This window comes from Microvirga tunisiensis (assembly GCF_009296175.1).
Taxonomy (GTDB): domain Bacteria; phylum Pseudomonadota; class Alphaproteobacteria; order Rhizobiales; family Beijerinckiaceae; genus Microvirga; species Microvirga tunisiensis.
On record NZ_VOSK01000007.1, the window covers coordinates 74,052 to 91,364 of the forward strand.

The 17,313-nt window shown below is 63.4% G+C and carries 15 protein-coding genes and 1 pseudogene; 6 read left to right on the forward strand and 10 right to left on the reverse strand.

The features are described from left to right. Entirely contained in the window at positions 1-741 is a 741-nt protein-coding gene (locus FS320_RS04615) for a heme ABC transporter permease (protein ID WP_152709745.1), read from the reverse strand. A 432-nt stretch (positions 742-1,173) separates the two neighbouring features. Here FS320_RS04615 and FS320_RS04620 point away from each other — a divergent pair, with 432 nt between their 5' ends. Next, positions 1,174-2,160 carry a M23 family metallopeptidase gene (locus tag FS320_RS04620; RefSeq protein WP_152709747.1) on the forward strand — a complete coding sequence of 329 codons (987 nt, stop codon included), beginning with the start codon at positions 1,174-1,176 and terminating at the stop codon, positions 2,158-2,160. Here FS320_RS04620 and FS320_RS04625 read toward each other — a convergent pair. Both FS320_RS04625 and FS320_RS04630 read right to left on the reverse strand, forming a co-directional pair. Beyond that, positions 2,144-2,509 (reverse strand): antibiotic biosynthesis monooxygenase family protein, encoded by a 366-nt coding sequence (locus FS320_RS04625; protein WP_152709749.1) that lies wholly within the window; start codon positions 2,507-2,509, stop codon positions 2,144-2,146. The genes FS320_RS04620 and FS320_RS04625 overlap by 17 nt on opposite strands. Further along, complete coding sequence (locus FS320_RS04630; RefSeq protein ID WP_152709752.1) at positions 2,506-2,835, reverse strand: NIPSNAP family protein; 330 nt, start codon at positions 2,833-2,835, stop codon at positions 2,506-2,508. The genes FS320_RS04625 and FS320_RS04630 overlap by 4 nt, the downstream gene beginning before the upstream one ends. A 79-nt stretch (positions 2,836-2,914) precedes the next feature. On the opposite strand from FS320_RS04630, the gene FS320_RS04635 reads away from it, so the two are divergent. Then, entirely contained in the window at positions 2,915-3,592 is a 678-nt protein-coding gene (locus FS320_RS04635) for an ArsR/SmtB family transcription factor (RefSeq protein ID WP_152709754.1), read from the forward strand. On the opposite strand, the gene FS320_RS04640 is transcribed toward FS320_RS04635, so the two are convergent. The 4 genes from FS320_RS04640 to ccmA are packed head-to-tail and all read right to left on the reverse strand — an operon-like array spanning position 3,587 to position 6,322. Next, positions 3,587-4,483 carry a bifunctional helix-turn-helix transcriptional regulator/GNAT family N-acetyltransferase gene (locus FS320_RS04640; RefSeq protein WP_152709756.1) on the reverse strand — a complete coding sequence of 299 codons (897 nt, stop codon included), beginning with the start codon at positions 4,481-4,483 and terminating at the stop codon, positions 3,587-3,589. The genes FS320_RS04635 and FS320_RS04640 overlap by 6 nt on opposite strands. 49 nt (positions 4,484-4,532) lie before the next feature. Continuing rightward, positions 4,533-5,021 (reverse strand): GNAT family N-acetyltransferase, encoded by a 489-nt coding sequence (locus FS320_RS04645; protein ID WP_244626972.1) that lies wholly within the window; start codon positions 5,019-5,021, stop codon positions 4,533-4,535. A gap of 3 nt (positions 5,022-5,024) precedes the next feature. Then, positions 5,025-5,693, reverse strand: coding sequence for a heme exporter protein CcmB (ccmB, locus tag FS320_RS04650; RefSeq protein ID WP_152709759.1), 669 nt, complete (start codon positions 5,691-5,693; stop codon positions 5,025-5,027). Then, complete coding sequence (gene ccmA / locus FS320_RS04655) at positions 5,690-6,322, reverse strand: heme ABC exporter ATP-binding protein CcmA (protein ID WP_152709761.1); 633 nt, start codon at positions 6,320-6,322, stop codon at positions 5,690-5,692. Before ccmA ends, ccmB begins: the two co-directional genes overlap by 4 nt. 220 nt (positions 6,323-6,542) lie before the next feature. Between ccmA and acnA the strand changes: the two genes are divergently transcribed. After that, entirely contained in the window at positions 6,543-9,248 is a 2,706-nt protein-coding gene (gene acnA, locus FS320_RS04660) for an aconitate hydratase AcnA (protein ID WP_162002827.1), read from the forward strand. A gap of 164 nt (positions 9,249-9,412) precedes the next feature. Next, positions 9,413-9,577 (forward strand): hypothetical protein, encoded by a 165-nt coding sequence (locus FS320_RS45060; protein ID WP_153885285.1) that lies wholly within the window; start codon positions 9,413-9,415, stop codon positions 9,575-9,577. On the opposite strand, the gene FS320_RS04665 is transcribed toward FS320_RS45060, so the two are convergent. Then, positions 9,570-13,109, reverse strand: a complete 3,540-nt coding sequence (locus FS320_RS04665) for a calcium-binding protein (protein ID WP_162002828.1) — start codon at positions 13,107-13,109, stop codon at positions 9,570-9,572. The two genes, FS320_RS45060 and FS320_RS04665, sit on opposite strands and share 8 nt — an antisense overlap. A gap of 226 nt (positions 13,110-13,335) precedes the next feature. Here FS320_RS04665 and FS320_RS04670 point away from each other — a divergent pair, with 226 nt between their 5' ends. Together FS320_RS04670 and ppa are read left to right on the forward strand one after the other, a co-directional pair. Further along, on the forward strand, positions 13,336-13,842 hold the full coding sequence (locus FS320_RS04670) for a GNAT family N-acetyltransferase (RefSeq protein WP_152709765.1): 507 nt from the start codon (positions 13,336-13,338) through the stop codon (positions 13,840-13,842). Positions 13,843-14,080: 238 nt separating this feature from the next. Further along, positions 14,081-14,608 (forward strand): inorganic diphosphatase, encoded by a 528-nt coding sequence (gene ppa / locus FS320_RS04675; RefSeq protein WP_152709767.1) that lies wholly within the window; start codon positions 14,081-14,083, stop codon positions 14,606-14,608. A gap of 103 nt (positions 14,609-14,711) precedes the next feature. Here ppa and FS320_RS49680 read toward each other — a convergent pair whose 3' ends face one another. After that, positions 14,712-16,967, reverse strand: coding sequence for a hypothetical protein (locus tag FS320_RS49680; protein WP_152709769.1), 2,256 nt, complete (start codon positions 16,965-16,967; stop codon positions 14,712-14,714). 136 nt (positions 16,968-17,103) lie between these two features. After that, positions 17,104-17,313, reverse strand: a pseudogene (locus FS320_RS47165) (hypothetical protein); the annotation flags it as partial.

Here is a 17,313-nt window from a genome sequence, read left to right on the forward strand (position 1 = left end):
TCAGGCCGCCTGTGCGTCGAGGCGCTCGGCCTCGAGGATGGTGAGCGTGCGCACCCGGCGGCGCAGGATCTCCGTGCGCATGCCCGACAGATGCAGCGCGAGGCCCGTCAGGGTGAAGGCGATGGCCATGATCAGGAGCGGCACCAGCATGGAGGGATGGATCGTCGGGCCGCCGAGCCGGAACACGGAGGCCGGCTGGTGCAGGGTGTTCCACCAGTCGACGGAGAATTTCACGATCGGCACGTTCACCGCGCCCACAAGCGTGAGGATCGACACGGCGCGGGCGGCGCGGTTCGGCTCCTCGATGGCGTGCCAAAGGGCCAGGATGCCGAGATAGATCAGCAGCATCACCAGCATGGAGGTGAGGCGCGCATCCCACTGCCAGTAGGTGCCCCACATGGGCTTCCCCCAGAGCGAGCCGGTGACGAGGCAGATCAGCGTGAAGGCCGCGCCGATGGGCGCGGCCGCCTTCTGCGACACGTCGGCCAGGGGATGGCGCCAGACCAGCGTGCCGAGCGCTGAAGCGGCTATGATCATGTAGAAGAACAGGGACAGCCAGGCCGCCGGGACATGGATGTACATGATCTTGACCGTCTCGCCCTGCTGGTAATCGGCCGGCGCCGTGAACCAGACCATGTAGAGGCCGACCGCCAGGAGCAGTGCCGCCAGGCCTGCCAGCCAGGGCAGAATCGCGCCGCTGAGGCTCATGAAGCGGGTCGGATTGGCAAGCTCTCGGATCATGAGGTCGATGTAGCGGCCTTGGACTGCGCCTGCAACGTGGAGATCGTCGCAAGGCGCATAACGTTTTCGCCAGAATGATAGTTTTTAGGCGGTTTGGCGAGGTTTGAGCATTCCGGAATTGTGCGTAGGAACTTGGCTTTAGTGTCTCTGAGATCCAGCCCACACTCACGTCATCACCGGCCTTGTGCCGGTGATCCCGAGGAATTGAAACGCAGAGCCTTACCTTATCGGAATGGCCGGGACAGGCAGGCCGTGACGCGGTGGATGTCATCCTCGGCGGCCGCAGGCCGGGAAGGGGATCCACGGTCAGGCGCAGAGCTATGGATTCCCTTCCCCTCCGCTGACGCTCCGGCCGGGAATGACATCAAGCCAATTGCCCTTCATCCGCCCCAAGAACCAGCCTATAATCCGCATCATTGTTGCGGAGCGATCATGCGCCTTGGATTCTTGAGCCTCTTCGGCCTTACGTTCGCTCTTCCCGCAGCCGCGCAAGACATCACCTTGCGCCTGCCTGTCGCCTGCGAGATCGGTCGCAGCTGCTTCATCCAGCATTACGTTGACCGCGATCCGACGCCCGGCGCCAGCGATTACCAATGCGGCACCCTCACCTACGACACCCATGACGGTACCGACATTCGCGTGCCGAACATGGCGGTGCAGAAGGCCGGCGTCGACGTGGTCGCTGCGGCCGACGGCAAGGTCGCGAGCACCCGCGAGGGCGTCCCGGACGCCTTCGTCAAGGAAGAGGACCGCGAGCGGATCAGCCAGATCGGCTGCGGCAATGCCGTGGTGATCGATCACGGCAATGGCTGGCGCACCGCCTATTGCCACATGGCCAAAGGCAGCCTCACGGTGCGCTCCGGCCGCGAGGTGAAGGCCGGCGACAAGATTGGGCAGATCGGCCTGTCCGGGCTGACCGAGTTTCCGCATCTTCACTTCACGCTGATCAAGGACGGCAAGCCGGTCGATCCCTTTGCCTATGGCGCACCGGAAAAATCCTGCGGCGGCGGCACGTCGTTATGGGAAGCCTCGCTGCAGCGGGCGCTCGCCTATCAGGGCGGCAGCGTCCTCAACAAGGGCTTCGCCCCCGGTCCCGTGACGATGGAGGCGATCGAATCCGGCGCGGCCGAGCAGGATCCGCCCACGACCAAGTCTCCCGCGCTCGTGGCCTATGTCCGCGCGATCGGCCTGAAGGGCGGCGACGTTCAGACGCTCACCCTGTTCGACCCCGACGGCAAGCCGCTCGCCCAGAATAAGGCCCCGCCCCTCGACCGCGCCAAGGCGCAGTGGATGGCCTTTGCCGGCGTGAAGCAGCCTCAGGGCGGTTTCCGCCCCGGCCTCTATCGCGCCATCTACCAGGTCGAGCGCGATGGAAAGCCCGCCATCGAGCAGGCTTTCGGAATCAGCCTCCGGCCGTGATGTCTTCATGCGCCTGCCGACTGTCCGCGGGCGCCTGCTCGCGCTCGTTCAAGCCGTAGTCGCGGATCACGGCCGCGACCCGCAGGCGGTAATCGCGGAAGACGCCGGTGCGGCCGGCCCCTTGGGTCGCGCGATGGGAGGGCAGGTTGCGCCAGGCCTGCACCGCCTCCTCGTCGCGCCAGAACGACAGGGACAGGAGCTTCCCGGGTTCGGTGAGGCTCTGGAAGCGCTCGACGGAGATGAAGCCGTCCATGGCCGTGAGGTCGGAGCGGAGCGCGGCGGCAAGACCCAGATAATCCCGCTTTCCGCCATCCCCGTCCGGCCACACCTCAAAGATCACAGCGATCATGGTTTCAAGAGCTCCGCATGTGGGGCCGAGACCAGCCGCAGGAAGATCCGGTCTTCCCGGCGGATGAACTGCTCCTTTTTAGCGAATTCGTAATTGGTGCGCCCTGCGGAATCGCCGCGCAGGCGCTCGCGATAGGCCTCGTATTCGGCGAGGTTCCTGATGTTGTAGAGCCCGTAGGCCGTCGTGGCGGAGCCCTCGTGCGGCGCGTAATAGCCGATGAGATCGGCGCCGCAACGGGGAATGGCTTGCCCCCAGTTGCGGGCATACTCGTTGAAAGCCTCCACTTTGAAGGGATCGATCTCATAGCGAATGAAGCAGGTGATCATCTCAACACATCCTGTCTGCTGGAACGCATCCCCGTCTTAGCACATTGCCGGACGTCGATGGTTCGGCTATGATCGAACTATGAAAGATGGTCCCGTCATCGCGTCCGTGGCTGCCCTCCTGGGCGATCCGGCCCGGGCCAATATCCTCACCGCCCTCATGGATGGGCGAGCGCTCACCGTGAGCGAGCTCGCGGAAGCCGCGGGCGTCACGATTCAGACCGCAAGCGGTCATCTGTCCAAGCTCGATGCCGCCAACCTGCTGACCGCGGAGAAGCAAGGACGGCATCGCTATTTCCGGCTCTCGGGACCGGACGTGGCCCAGGTTCTGGAGGCCCTGATGGGCCTCGCCCAGCGCACCGGGGCGACCCGCGTCAGGACCGGCCCGAAGGATGCCGCGCTCAGATCCGCCCGTGTCTGCTACGATCATCTCGCCGGAGAGCGCGGCGTCGCGATGCTGAACGGAGCCCTGCGCCGGGGCCTCATCGAAGGCGGGCACGATCTTGCCCTCACCGACAAGGGCCGCGTCTTCTTCGCCGATTTCGGGATCGATCTGTCCAGGTTGGAAAAGGGCCGCCGCCCGGTCTGCCGGGCCTGTCTCGACTGGAGCGAGCGGCACAGCCATCTCGGCGGCGCATTGGGTGCCGGGATTCTTTCCACGATGATCGACAGGAAATGGGTCCGGCGCGATGCGGGCCGCGTTCTCACTTTCACCTGCGAGGGCGTGGAGGGATTCGAAGCGGCGTTCGGCCTGTCATAGAGAGTTCGATCCCAGCCGCTTCTCGAACCAGTGATGCGCATAAGGCTCGCTGTTGAAGGGGGTGACTTCCCGATAGCCTTCCTGGCGATAGAGCGCCTGAGCCTCCGTCAGGGTGCGGTTGGTCTCCAGGTGCAGCCACTCAAGACCGGCGTCGCGCGCCTTTTCCTCGAGCGAGCGCAACATCTTTCGCGCAATCCCGAGACGGCGTGCGGAGGGCGACGTCCACATCCGCTTGATCTCGCCCGTGATGCCGTCCCCCGCTTTGAGCGCTCCGCACCCCACGGGATGGCCGTCGAGCCAGGCAACGATGAAAAAGCCTGCCGGCGGCGTCATTTCCTCGATGGTGGCCGGGTTGCTTCTGGCAGGGTCAAAGCCGATCTCGAAACGCTCGGCAAGCTCCCTGAAATACTGCTCCAGACATGAGCGCGCCGCGGCGCTGTCCGGCCTCTCGAGGCGCAGCTCCACCGCGCCTGCACGCAGCAACCGCTCGACATCCGCCATGGCGTTCACCAGACGGTCGCGCTGAACCGGGTCGAGGGGTGAGAGGAACGAGGCTGCGAGATCGTCCGACAACGAATCGTAAGTCGCACGTTCCGTACGCCCCTTCGGTGTCAGGACGACGCGCCGGACCCGTGCATCGCCCGTCCGGCGGTGGGTCTTCACAAGACCTTGGGCTTCCAGCGAACGCAGCAGGCGGCTGACATAGCCTGAATCGAGCTTGAGCCTGTCGCGCAGGGCCCGCACATCAATACCGTCCGGTCCGATCTCGTGCAGGAGCCGCGCTTCGCCCAGGGGGCGACCGCGCCGAAGATAACTGTCCTCCAGCGCGCCCACATGCTGCGTGACGACGCGGTTGAAGCGGCGAACCTGCTGGATCTGGCGCTCGTTCATTATCTGACTCTAGTCAGAGGATCAGGGCGACGCAAGCTTTCGTCCGCTTCTAGCCAGTCGGATAGGACTCGATCTCGTCGAAGCCCAGCGAGCGATAGAGCCGCAGCGCTCCGGATGGATTGCCGGTATCAACCTTCAGGTCGACGAAAAAGGCCCCTCTTTCCGAAAAGGCACGGAGCACGTGGCACAGCAGGGCCGAGCCCAGTCCCTGCCGACGCATCGCCGGAGCGACCGCCAGATCCTTGATAAAGGCGCTCGTCCAGCACTGCGCCACCCCCAGAATCTCACCTTGCTCATCCGCCGAGATGAAGCAGAGCGTCGGATCATACTCCGAATCATCCCGCAGGCTCGGCCACCAGATCGCGAAGGGCTCCACATAGCCGCCGCCCTGCGCGTAAGCCTTCCCAAGGAGCGCATGGACTTGCCCCGCATGCAGGTCCGGCGCGAATGGGATCAGTCCAGTTCCCACCGGCCATGCAGTCTGCGGGACGGGCTCGGCCAGGGAGCGGCGCATGCGCAGGACGAGGCGCTCGGTCATCGGCTATTCCCCCGACCGCAGGGCGGCGGCGGCCCCGACGGTCCCGACCACCGCGGCGATCAGCGACAGGGCGACCAGGATCAGGAACGGCGTTGCGAACGGGATCGTGCCGCCGAGAGCCGCATTGGCCGCCGAGACGCCGAAGATCAGGGTCGGGATCATGAAAGGCAGGACGAGGATCGCCAGGATCAGCCCGCCGCGCCGTAAAGAGGAGGTAAGCGCTGCGCCCACCGCCCCGATGAAGGTGAGCGCGGGCGTGCCGACCAGAAGGGTCGCCACCATGGCGAGCATGCCTTCCGGCGAGAGGGCGACGAGCAGGCCGAGGAAGGGCGCCGCGACGGCGAGCGGCAGGCCGGTGACCAGCCAATAGGCCACCACCTTCGCCAGCACGACGATCTCCAGGGGCGCGGGCGACAGGCGCAGAAGATCGAGGGACCCATCCTCCTGATCGGCCTGGAACAGCCGGTCGAGACCGATGAGCGTGGCGAGCAACGCGGCGATCCAAAGGATCGCCGGGCCGATGCGCGAGAGCAGGTTGAGGTCGGGCCCGAGCGCGAAGGGAATGAGCGTCACGATCATCAGGAAGAAGATGAGCCCCATGACGCCCGAGCCGCCGACGCGGGCGGCGAGCTTCAGGTCGCGGATCAGGACCGCGCGGAAGGAGCGAATCATGCTCCCTCTCCCGCGAGGGCTGCGGGAGAGAGGCTCCGCTCGATCCGGATCTCCTTCGCGTCCGTCAGGAAGAGCGGCGAATGGGTCGTGGCCGCGATCATGCCGCCGTTCTCCCGATGGCTCTCGAGCAGGAGGCGCAAGGTCTCCTGAGAGGCGGTATCGAGGGCCGAGGTCGGCTCATCCAGAAGCCAGAGCGGCCGTTTGGCCACTAGCAGACGGGCGAGCGCGACCCGGCGGCGCTGCCCGGCCGAGAGATAGGCGACCGGCAGCCGGGCCGCGTGGGCCAGTCCGACCGCTTCAAGGGCCTCCCTCGGCGACAAATCCGGGTTGCCGAGGAAATCGCGGGCAAAGGTCAGGTTCTCTCCCGCCGTGAGCGCCGCCTTCAGGCCATCGCGATGACCCACATAATGCAGACATTCGGCGAGGGTTCGCTCGCCGGCGTCGCTGAAGAGAATCATGCCGTCTGCGGGGTGCAGCCGGCCGGCCAGGATGTCGAGGAGAGAGGACTTGCCGGCGCCGTTGCGGCCGGTGATCACCAGGGCCTCGCCGGCCTGCAGGGTAAACGAAACGCCTTCGAAGATCCGGCGCTCCCCTCGCTCGCAGGCCAAATTGTTAACGCTCAGACGCAAACCCTGCACCCCTGCCCTGATTGCACCCCAGAATGGTTCTAAACCGTGTAGCGGGATGGTTCGAAATGATCTATAGCACCCCTGGCTGCGCCGCGCGCCAAGGCGTCCAATCCGCCTCGCGCGCTTACTCCCCTGTCCGGGCGCCCCCGGAGCGGCGCGCGCATATCGCGCTTTCGGCCGAACACAATGTTCGTAACCCAAATGCACGCGAGGATTCGCCGTGACGCTCAACAATAGCTTCAATGCCCGCCAGACCCTTCAGGTCGGTGACAAGTCCTACACCTATTACTCCCTCGTCGAGGCCGAGAAGAACGGTCTCACCGGCGCCTCGAAGCTGCCCTTCTCCATGAAGGTGCTGCTCGAGAACCTTCTGCGCTACGAGGACGGCCGCACGGTCACCAAGGCCGATATCGAGGCCATGGCCGCCTGGCTCAACAACAAGGGCAAGGACGAGAAGGAGATCGCCTATCGTCCCGCCCGCGTCCTGATGCAGGACTTCACCGGCGTTCCGGCCGTGGTGGATCTGGCCGCCATGCGCGACGCCATGAAGAACCTCGGCGGCGACCCGCGCAAGATCAACCCGCTCGTGCCCGTCGACCTCGTCATCGACCATTCGGTGATCGTCGACGAGTTCGGCACCCCGAAGGCCTTCGATCGCAACGTGGAGCTGGAATACCAGCGCAACGGCGAGCGCTACCGCTTCCTCAAGTGGGGCCAGACCGCCTTCGAGAACTTCTCCGTCGTGCCCCCCGGCACCGGCATCTGCCACCAGGTGAACCTGGAGTTCCTGTCCCAGACCGTCTGGACCCGCAAGGACACGGCGACCGGCGAAGAGACCGCTTATCCCGACACCCTGGTCGGCACCGATTCGCACACCACCATGGTCAACGGCCTCGCCGTTCTCGGCTGGGGTGTGGGCGGCATCGAGGCGGAGGCCGCCATGCTCGGCCAGCCGGTCTCCATGCTCATCCCCGAGGTGATCGGCTTCAAGCTCACCGGCAAGCTCCGTGAGGGCGTGACCGCCACCGACCTCGTGCTCACCGTCACCCAGATGCTGCGCAAGAAGGGCGTGGTCGGCAAGTTCGTGGAATTCTACGGCCCCGGCCTCACCGACATGTCGGTCGCGGACCGTGCCACCATCGGCAACATGGCTCCCGAATACGGCGCCACCTGCGGCTTCTTCCCCGTCGATGCCAAGACCATCGATTACCTGCGCACCACGAGCCGCACCAACGAGCGCGTCGCCCTCGTCGAGGCCTATGCCAAGGCGCAGGGCATGTGGCTGACTCCCGACATGGCGGACCCGGTCTTCACGGACACCCTCGAGCTCAACCTTAACGACGTGGTTCCCTCCCTCGCCGGTCCGAAGCGCCCGCAGGATCGCGTGACTCTCGACACTGCCAAGCCCGAGTTCCTCGGCGCCATGGAGAAGGAGTTCCGCAAGGCCGGCGAAACGGCCAAGCGCGTGAAGGTGGACGGCGCCAATTACGATCTCGGCCACGGGGACGTGGTGATCGCGGCGATCACCTCCTGCACCAACACCTCGAACCCGAGCGTGATGATCGGCGCCGGCCTGCTCGCCCGCAACGCGGTCAAGAAGGGCCTGACCTCCAAGCCGTGGGTGAAGACCTCGCTCGCGCCGGGATCGCAGATCGTCGAGGAATATTTCAGGAAGGCCGGCCTCCAGGGCGACCTGGATGCGCTCGGCTTCAACCTCGTGGGCTTCGGCTGCACCACCTGCATCGGCAACTCGGGCCCGCTGCCGGAAAACATCTCGAAGGCGATCAACGACAACGACCTCGTGGCCGTGTCGGTGCTCTCGGGCAACCGCAACTTCGAAGGCCGCGTGAACCCGGACGTGCGCGCGAACTACCTCGCCTCGCCGCCGCTGGTGGTGGCCTATGCGCTCGCCGGTTCCATGCTGGTGGATCTCGTCAACGATCCGCTGGGCACGGGCTCGGACGGAAAGCCGGTGTACCTCAAGGACATCTGGCCGTCGTCCGTGGAAGTGCAGGAGTTCATCGACCGCACGATCACCAGCGAGCTGTTCAAGACCCGCTACGCCGACGTGTTCTCGGGCGACGCCAACTGGAAGAAGGTCACCTTCGAGCCGGGGCTCACCTACGAGTGGGACATGGGTTCGACCTATGTGCAGAACCCGCCTTACTTCGAGGGCATGACCAAGGAGCCCAAGCCCGTCACGGACATCCTGAACGCACGGATTCTGGGCCTCTTCCAGGACTCGATCACCACTGACCACATCTCCCCCGCAGGCAACATCCGCGCCGCCTCGCCGGCCGGTGAATACCTGCAGTCGCACCAGGTGCGCGTCGCCGACTTCAACCAGTACGGCACCCGTCGCGGAAACCACGAGGTCATGATGCGCGGCACCTTCGCCAACATCCGCATCAAGAACCAGATGGTGAAGGACGAGAGCGGCCATGTGGTCGAGGGCGGCTACACCATCCACCACCCCTCCGGCGAGCGGATGTTCATCTACGACGCCGCCATGCGCTACAAGGCCGAAGGCGTTCCGCTCATTGTGTTCGCCGGCAAGGAATACGGCACCGGCTCGTCCCGCGACTGGGCGGCCAAGGGCACGAACCTGCTCGGCGTGCGCGCCGTCATCGCCGAGAGCTTCGAGCGCATCCACCGCTCGAACCTGGTCGGCATGGGGGTCGCTCCCTTCGTGTTCGAGCAGGGCACGTCCTGGGAGACCCTCGGCCTCAAGGGCGACGAGACCATCACCATCAAGGGGCTGGCCGGCGAATTGAAGCCGCGCCAGCGCATGGAGATGGAGGTCACCTCCGCCGACGGTTCGGTGAAGCGCGTGCCGGTGCATTGCCGCATCGATACGCTGGAGGAGGTCGAGTACTTCCGCAACGGCGGCATCCTGCACTACGTCCTGCGCCAGCTCGCGGCGTAAGAACGGCAAGCCTCCCAAAACGAACGAGCCCGCCCCTGCGAAGGGGCGGGCTTCACTTTGAGCGCGTCTTCTCATGAGGCCCCGGGCCGATCGATGAAGCGCTGCCTTGTCCCGAGAGGCGGGGCATTCACCGTCTTCGTCATCACCGGCCTGTGGCCGCCGGGATGACACCCTCCCCCGTCATGGCCGGCCTCGTGCCGGCCATCCCGATCCTGTCAGGCTCGGCGCTTCACTTCATCGGCATCACCGGCACAAGGCCGGCCATGACGGGGGAGGGGGATTTCCAGCTTCTCAGGATGAGTTCGCGGCGAACTCCTTCGTTCAGATGAAGAGGAAGTCCTTGTAGGTGAGCGCGGTGCCCTCGCCCTTCTGAAGCTTCACGGTGCCGATTTCCAGCATGGCTTTCGAGCCGGAACCGTCCGCATCCCAGTACAGCTTGACCTCGGTCGGCTTGACCTTCTTGGCGATGAAGAAGTCGTCCCGGTCGAGCGCCTTGTCGCCGACGCGGAAGAAGCTGCTCTTCATCTTGTAGGCATGGTCGAGCCCCGCCCCTTTCCCCTTCAGGTAGTTGGCGATCGTCCTGTTGCCGAACGCCGCGTCGTCGAGGAAGATCGAGTCGTATTTCGGCCCGAAATCGACGATCGTGTCCTTGTTCTTGGAGGCCACGCTCCTGCTGGTGAGCTTGGTGTCGAAGACGAACGCGTCCCGGCTCGTCGCACCCTTCGTGCCGTAGAGCTTGTCCAGCCCCGCGCCGCCCCCGAGCGTGTCGTTGCCCGCCTCGCCCTTGAGCGTGTCGTTGCCCGCCCCACCGAACAGGCGGTCGTTGCCGAGATTGCCGAGCAGAACGTCGTTCTTCACGCCGCCGTAGAACATGTCGTTGCGCGCCGTGCCACCCGTGAATTCCGGATCGATGTTGCCGACGTCGATGGTGAAGTCCTGACTCGTGACGCCACCCCGGCCGTCCGACGCCTGCACGGAAATCGTGTGCGAGCGCGCCTGCTCGAAGTCGAGGCGGAAGCCGTCGGCGACCAGGATCCGGTTGCCGGAGAGCATGAAGCGGCCGCCGGCATCGTCGAGAAGCGCATACGACAGGACATCGTTGTTGGCGTCGGTGGCCGACAGGGTGCCGACCTCGCGCCCGGCCATGGCGTATTCGTTGGCCGCGTGCCCGGACAGCGTCACCCCGGTCGGAGCCTGGTTCGGCGGGGTCTCGTCCAGATCGGCGACGGCGATCGTGAAGGCCTGGGTGGCGCTGGTCCCGCCCGCCTTGCCGTCATCGGCTTTCAGGTAGACCGTGACGTATTTCTGACCGGCCGGCAGAGCCTCGTAGTCGATCCCGGCCTTCAGCTTGAGAAGCTTGTTGCCGGTACCCGAATTGTCGATCTCGAACAGGCTGTTGGCATGGCCGGCGACGCTGTCGTCGAAGCTCCAGGTCAGGTTGGTGTCGCCATCCCCGTCCGACGCCGACAAGGTTCCGTTGAACAGGGCATTCTCGTTGATCGAGACCTGCGTGGCGTCATTGAGGCGCAGGGTCGACGGCGCATGATTGCCGTTCACCACGGGATTGCTGACGATGGTGAAATCCTTCACCAGCGCGCCGCCGTGGCCGTCGGACACCCGCACTTTCACCGTGTAGGTGCCGGCGTCCAGGGTGCCCGAGGCGACCGACAGCTGGTTGCCGTTGGTGATCGTGAACCTGCCCTGGTTCGCGTCGGACAGATCGATCGCATAGCTCAGGGTCTGGCCGGTATCCGGGTCGTGCGCCTTCAGCGTTCCGAGCACCGGGGTTATGGCGTCTGCGTCGACGCTTGCCGCGTTGCTGTCGTCCAGGAAGGTGAGACGATCCGGATCGTGGTTCTCGGCGCCGGGCGTCAGTGTTTCGGTGACGTCGTCAAACTTCACGAGCTCGATATTCGTGAGCCTGTCGGTGCCGTCGAGGCCCGTGACCGTGAAGGTTCCGTCCAGGTTGTCAGTGATGGTGTAGGCGCTGCGCTGGCCGGAGAACACGGCGGTGTCGCTGTCGGCGCCGCCGTCGAGCACGTCGCCGCCCGCGCCACCCCGCAGAATGTCGTTGCCGGCTTCGCCGAACAGCCGGTCACCGCCGCCTTTCCCGGTGAGGGTATCAGCCCCGCCGGCGCCGTGCAGCTCGGCCCCGGTGCCGCCGCCCCGGTCGATGCTGGTGAGCGTGTCGGCCTGGTTCGAGCCCTGCACGACCTCGATGTCGACCAGCGTGTCACCCAGCGCGCCGCCCGCGTTGTTGGCATTGTTCGAGAGATCGACGGTCACGCCCTGGCCGGCGACGTTGATGTAGGTGGCAAGATCCCAGCCATTGCCGACGTCGAGGATGTCGCTGCCGGCGCCGCCCTCCAGGGTGTCGTCGCCCTCTTCACCATAAAGCCTGTCGCCGCCGTTCTGCCCCTTGAGAATATCGCCCCCGCCGGCGCCGTGCAGTTCCGACCCGCTTCCGTTAGCACCCAGGACGCTGGTGAGGGTGTCGCCTTGGTTGGTGCCCTGGAGGCTTTCGATCCCGATCAGAACGTCGCCGGCGGCCGCGCCGCCATTGTTCGAATTGTCGGAGAGATCGATGATCACGGCGTCCGGCGTGTCGATATAGGTCGCGAGATCCCAGCCGGCGCCGCCGTCGAGCCGGTCGCCGCCGTCGCCTCCGTTCAGAACGTCGTCCCCAGCGGACCCAAACAGCGTATCGTTGCCGCCCGCGCCGCGCAGATGGTCGCCGAACTTCGTCCCGGCAAATTGCTGCCCGATATCGTCGCCTGTCCAGTCGACCGGGGCCGTGCGGGGATCGAAGATTTGACCTTTGATCGCCAGATCTGCTCGCCAAGTGACGGCAAATCGCCCGTCATTGAGAGTGCTGATCTCCGACTCATTTACGGAAGTTCCTCCGTTGATTTGGAAGAGATTGATACCTTCGCTTGAGAAAGTCCCCAGTTGTACCACCCCGGCCGACCGGCAAACCGCAAATACGAAGCCGCCGTTGGATGTTTTTTGTACTGATGGGTCCCAGATGAGAGAGTCGGACTGATAAAGGACGATTGCATTGGGGGTGAGAAGAATTCCGCCTGCTGAGAAGATTTTTGCCTTCAGCGTTTGCGGATTGCTTTGCTCAACGTAAACGACGGCATAATTGCCGTTGCTAAGAGCTGCAACGGAAGCGTATTCACTGAGAGAGTTATTTGCCGTCACTACCAGCTTATTTGCGATAAGATCGCCCTTCTTGCTTCTGATATTGATAGAGATATTTTCTCTTTGAGCATCTATCTGCTGCTTAAATAGAAGCGCATAGCTTGATTGGTCGACAGAAACACTCCCTATTCCAAAAATCTTTAACTTGTAATCGCCGTCGATTTGACCGTAACCGTTTGTGTCGGAACCCGATGGCGCAGCATCATGATAGTATTTACTTCCATCTACGCCGTAGTTGTAATTTATATTAAAAGAACCGTCTTTAAATGACGAGATTACTGGAGCTAAAGGACCGTTCTTACGATCGATAGCATTAGACGCGAAGATTCCCGTGAAGACGTCGTATTTATTTAAATTGAGGTTACTTTCGCCACCGGTCAGGTAGTCGTCATAAGAAACCATGAACAAGCCGTTCGGTAAAGCCGCGACATTTGGTTGTTCTATCGGCTTTTCTTGTGAAGAATTGACAATGACTTCACTCGTGAAGGCAGTGCCATCCGCATTGAGGACACGATATTGAGTTTGATGAGTGGTAGTATTCAGCCATGTAACGACAACCCATCCGTCCCTCAACACAGCTGTGCTGGTTATCGGGTAGAGAGAGTTACCGTACGATCCAATGTCGAAGATCGGGCTCCATTGTTCTGGGGCTGCCATTACCAAACACCTCATTCCTTTGCTATGTAACGTTACATAGCACCCCTCATGCCGGCTGCCACACGATCCAAGGTGCCCGCTTGCGTCCTTTTGCCCGCCCCCTGGCGGCCAGCGAACCTTATAAAGTCAGGCTTCCGCGACCGGTGGGCGCGGCGCCGTTAATGGCCCGTTAACCCCGCTGGGCGGACACTTCATCCTGACTTTCCTCTCGCCCGCCTTCGTGTCCATGAGCGACCTTCTCGTCAGTATCCGTCACGCCAAGCCCGGTGACGCCCCGGCCCTCTCGCGGGTCTTCGATGCGGCCTGGCGGGAGGCCTATCTCGGCATCATTCCCGGCGTGACCCTGGAAAAGATGTTCTCCCGGCGCAGCCCGCGCTGGTGGCGCTCCACCGTGTCGCGCGGACGCCCGCTCGTGGTGCTCGACATCGGCCAGGGCGCCGTCGGCTATGCGTCCTACGGCCGATGCCGCGACCGGTCGCTGCCCGCGAACGGCGAGATCGACGAGCTCTACCTGCTGCCGGAATACCAGGGCATCGGCTTCGGGCGGCGCCTGTTCAAGGCCGTACGTAACGACCTCAAGGCCCGGGAGATGGACAGGATCGTCGTCTGGGCGCTTGCAGACAACGAGCGCGCCTGCGCGTTCTACGAGAGCATGGGCGGGCAAACGATCGCCCGGGTCGAGGAGCGCATCGGCGGAACGCCGCTCGCCAAGGTCGCCTATCTCTTCCGCTGACGTCTGAAACGGCCTTCATTCGGTCAAAAGCCCGAAAAATCAGGCTCTCGGTCCTTGTTGCCGGAGCTTCGTCCGGTTAGTGAAGCGTCCAAGCTTCAGGAGCGGCCACTCGATCATCGGGCCTAAGTCGCTCTCAAGTCTCGCTTTTGCCGCATTTTCACCGGTGTGAAGGCGCCCCTGCATGGCAGGACGGCTCACCCGAGACAATGCTTCAAGCCTCGTTCCGGAGAACAGCTCTATGCGCCTTGACGCGATCAAGATTGGAAAGAACCCGCCGGACGACGTCAACGTCGTGATCGAAGTGCCGCTCGGCGGCGAGCCCATCAAATACGAGATGGATAAGGAATCCGGCGCGCTCTTCGTCGACCGCTTCCTCTACACCTCGATGCGGTATCCGGGTAATTACGGCTTCATTCCTCATACGCTGTCGGGCGACGGCGACCCCTGCGACGTGCTGGTGGCCAACACCCGCGCCATCGCGCCGGGCGCGGTCATCAACGTGCGCCCTGTCGGCGTTCTCGTGATGGAGGACGACGGCGGCCAGGACGAGAAGATCATCGCGGTTCCGTCGAGCAAGCTGACCCAGCGCTACGACCGGGTCTCGACCTATACGGATCTGCCCGAGATCACCATCAAGCAGATTGAGCACTTCTTCGAGCACTACAAGGACCTCGAGCCCGGCAAATGGGCCAAGATCATCCGCTGGGGCGACGCCGAAGAGGCCCGCCGCCTGATCGTCGAGGCGATCGAGCGGGCGAAGAAATAAGGTCAGATCGATGGATCAAGAGCGGCCGGCGTTCTCGCCGGTCGCCGAAGCCTCCAGCTCGGCTCATCCGTGAGCCGGGCCTTTTTGTTCGGTCCGACAAGCCTCAGAAGATGAGAAAGTCCTTGTGGGTGATCGGAAGTTTCTTCGAGATGTTGGCGAACTGAATCGGCTTCGCGGATCCGGACCCATCCGGATCGTAGAAGAGGGCGCCGGCGCTCTTGAGATACAGGATCCGATCGTCCTTGTCCTTGAAGTGATCGCCGACGACGAACGCCTTGCTCGACAGGGTTCCCTTGGAGATCTTGGAAAAGATTTTTCTCGACAGATGAATGATATCGTCCTTCGGAAGGAAATCCTGCACATAGTCGAGGTTGGATTTCACGCTCAATTTGTGATCGAACACGAAGACGTCCTTCTCCGTCCCGCCGAAAAGGGTGTCGTTTCCTGCTCCCCCATTGAGCGTGTCGGCGTCAATTCCGCCGGAGAGCGTATCGTTTCCTGTGCCCCCGTTGAGCGTGTCAGCGCCATTTTCGCCGAAGAGCGCGTCGTTACCGTCCAGGCCGAATAACCGATCGTTGCCTGCCTCGCCCACGAGTTGGTCCGCGGCCGCCGTGCCTGACTTGACGATCGGTGTCGTCTCGGCCGTGTTGTTCCTGACGGTGATCGTCAGGCTTTTGGTGAACTCTCCGCCCCAGCCATCCGAAGCCTTGACGGTGACGATATGCTGCGTCGCCGTTTCGTAGTTGAGGGCATTCCTGACAATGAGCTTGCCGTCGCTGATGCCGAAGAGGCCTCCAGCATCCGCTATCAGGCTGAAGGTCAGACTGTCTCCGTCGGGATCGGAACCGAACAATGTGGCCACCGTGGCGCCGATGACAGAGCTCTCGGAGACGCTGGCGCCTGAAGGGGAGATGCTGGTCGGATTGCCGTTGACGAGCGCGACGGTCTGATCGCCGAACTGGGCGAACCGGATATCCTTAAGAAGGTCAGTGCCGTCCTGCCCGGTCTTGTCGGTGATCGTAACCCCATTGGTGTCGGTCACGATGATGTAATTGTCCCGTGCACCGGAGAAGACCGCCGTGTCGGCCCCGCTCCCGCCATCGAGCATATCGTTGCCCGCGCCGCCTTCGAGCGTGTCATTGCCCGATTCACCCTGAAGCGTGTCGTTGCCCGCCTGACCGGTGAGGATATCGTTGCCGCTGTTGCCGTCGAGACGATTGGCATGCTGGTCGCCCTTGAGCTGATCGCCTCCCGAGCCGCCTTCCAGATTCTGGATGTCGATCAGCTTGTCGTTACCGTATCCCGTGTTGTGAGGCTGCAGGTTCGAGAGATCCACGATCGCCGCTGTCGAACCCGTAAACTTTGCGGTATTGTTGCCGCTGCCGCCGTCCAGAGTGTCATCGCCGGAGCCGCCGTCCAGGGTATCGTCGCCGGAGCCGCCTTTGATGTTGTTCGAGAGAAAGGCGCCCGTGATCGTGTCCGCATAAGCACTCCCTATGACGTTTTCGATATTGGTGAGTGCGTCCGCGTACCCGTTGCCGTAGGCCGAATTGGACCCGAGATTGATGGTGAAGCCGCTTGGCGGCGTCGATACTGACGTCGCGTTCGAATAATCGACCGTATCGGTGCCGCTGGCGCCATTGATCGTGTTGTACCCGTCCCCGACGACAAAGGTGTCGTCGCCCGCTCCACCGTCGATGATGTTGCTGCCTTTTCCGCCGGAGAATGTCTCGCTGCCGGAACCGCCATAGGCGACGTCGTTGTCGTCTCCGAGTTTGATGATCCCGACGACCGTTCCCGACCGGCCATCATAGAGGTCATCGCCGGCTCCCAGGTCCAGGGCAACGGCCCCGGGAGTGACGGAGGTGGTCTTGAGGGCATTTGTGTTGATGATCCGGTCGCCTCCCTGACCGCCGATCACAGCGAGACCTGTGGTCTCGATCGTGCCGGAATTGAGCAGATCCAGCCTGGCCGCGGCTGATGTCGCGGCGATCTCGATGCCGACGGCGCCCTTGATCGTCTGGAAGTTCGTCACTGAGCCTAGTCCGGCGCCGGAAAAGCGGATGCCGACATCGGTCGTGAAGTCGCTTGCTGTGGCGGCGATCTGGCCGATCACGCCGTCATTGAGGACGCTGCTGTCGATCCCCAGGAGGTGCAGACCGTAAGTGTCGCCCTTGACGGAGCCGTTGCTTCCGACGGTAACACGCTGCTTGCTCGACGCCTGGAACACCGTTCCGGTGGCGCTCTCAAGCATCATGTCGATGATGGTGCTTCCCGCGATCGTGTCCGCGAGCTGGATCAATGCGTCGGCGCCGGGAAGCGGCAGGTCGTCAGGCGAGTCGTAAACGTAATTGGCCATGAATGTGCCCCAGCGGTCTGAAATAGCAGCTTGGGTGCATTATTATGTTATTACGTGCATAAAAGGAAGGCTGTCGGCATGCGGCATGCCCCCGCAACGACGAAGGCCAGGCCGGGTACCTGGCCCCTTCATGATGTCACTCGGCCGGGACGGCGGCGTCTGACCCGGTGCTGCGATACTCGGCCCAGGCCTGTCGCAGGATCTGCACCGCCGAGGACAATCGGGATAGGGGGGAGCCTCGCGGTTCCACCCCTCCCACACCACCGTACATACGGGTCCGTATACGGCGGTTCGTCGGATTACTCGACTGGCTGGACGTGGACAGAGGCGAGGCCGAGGCCTCTGA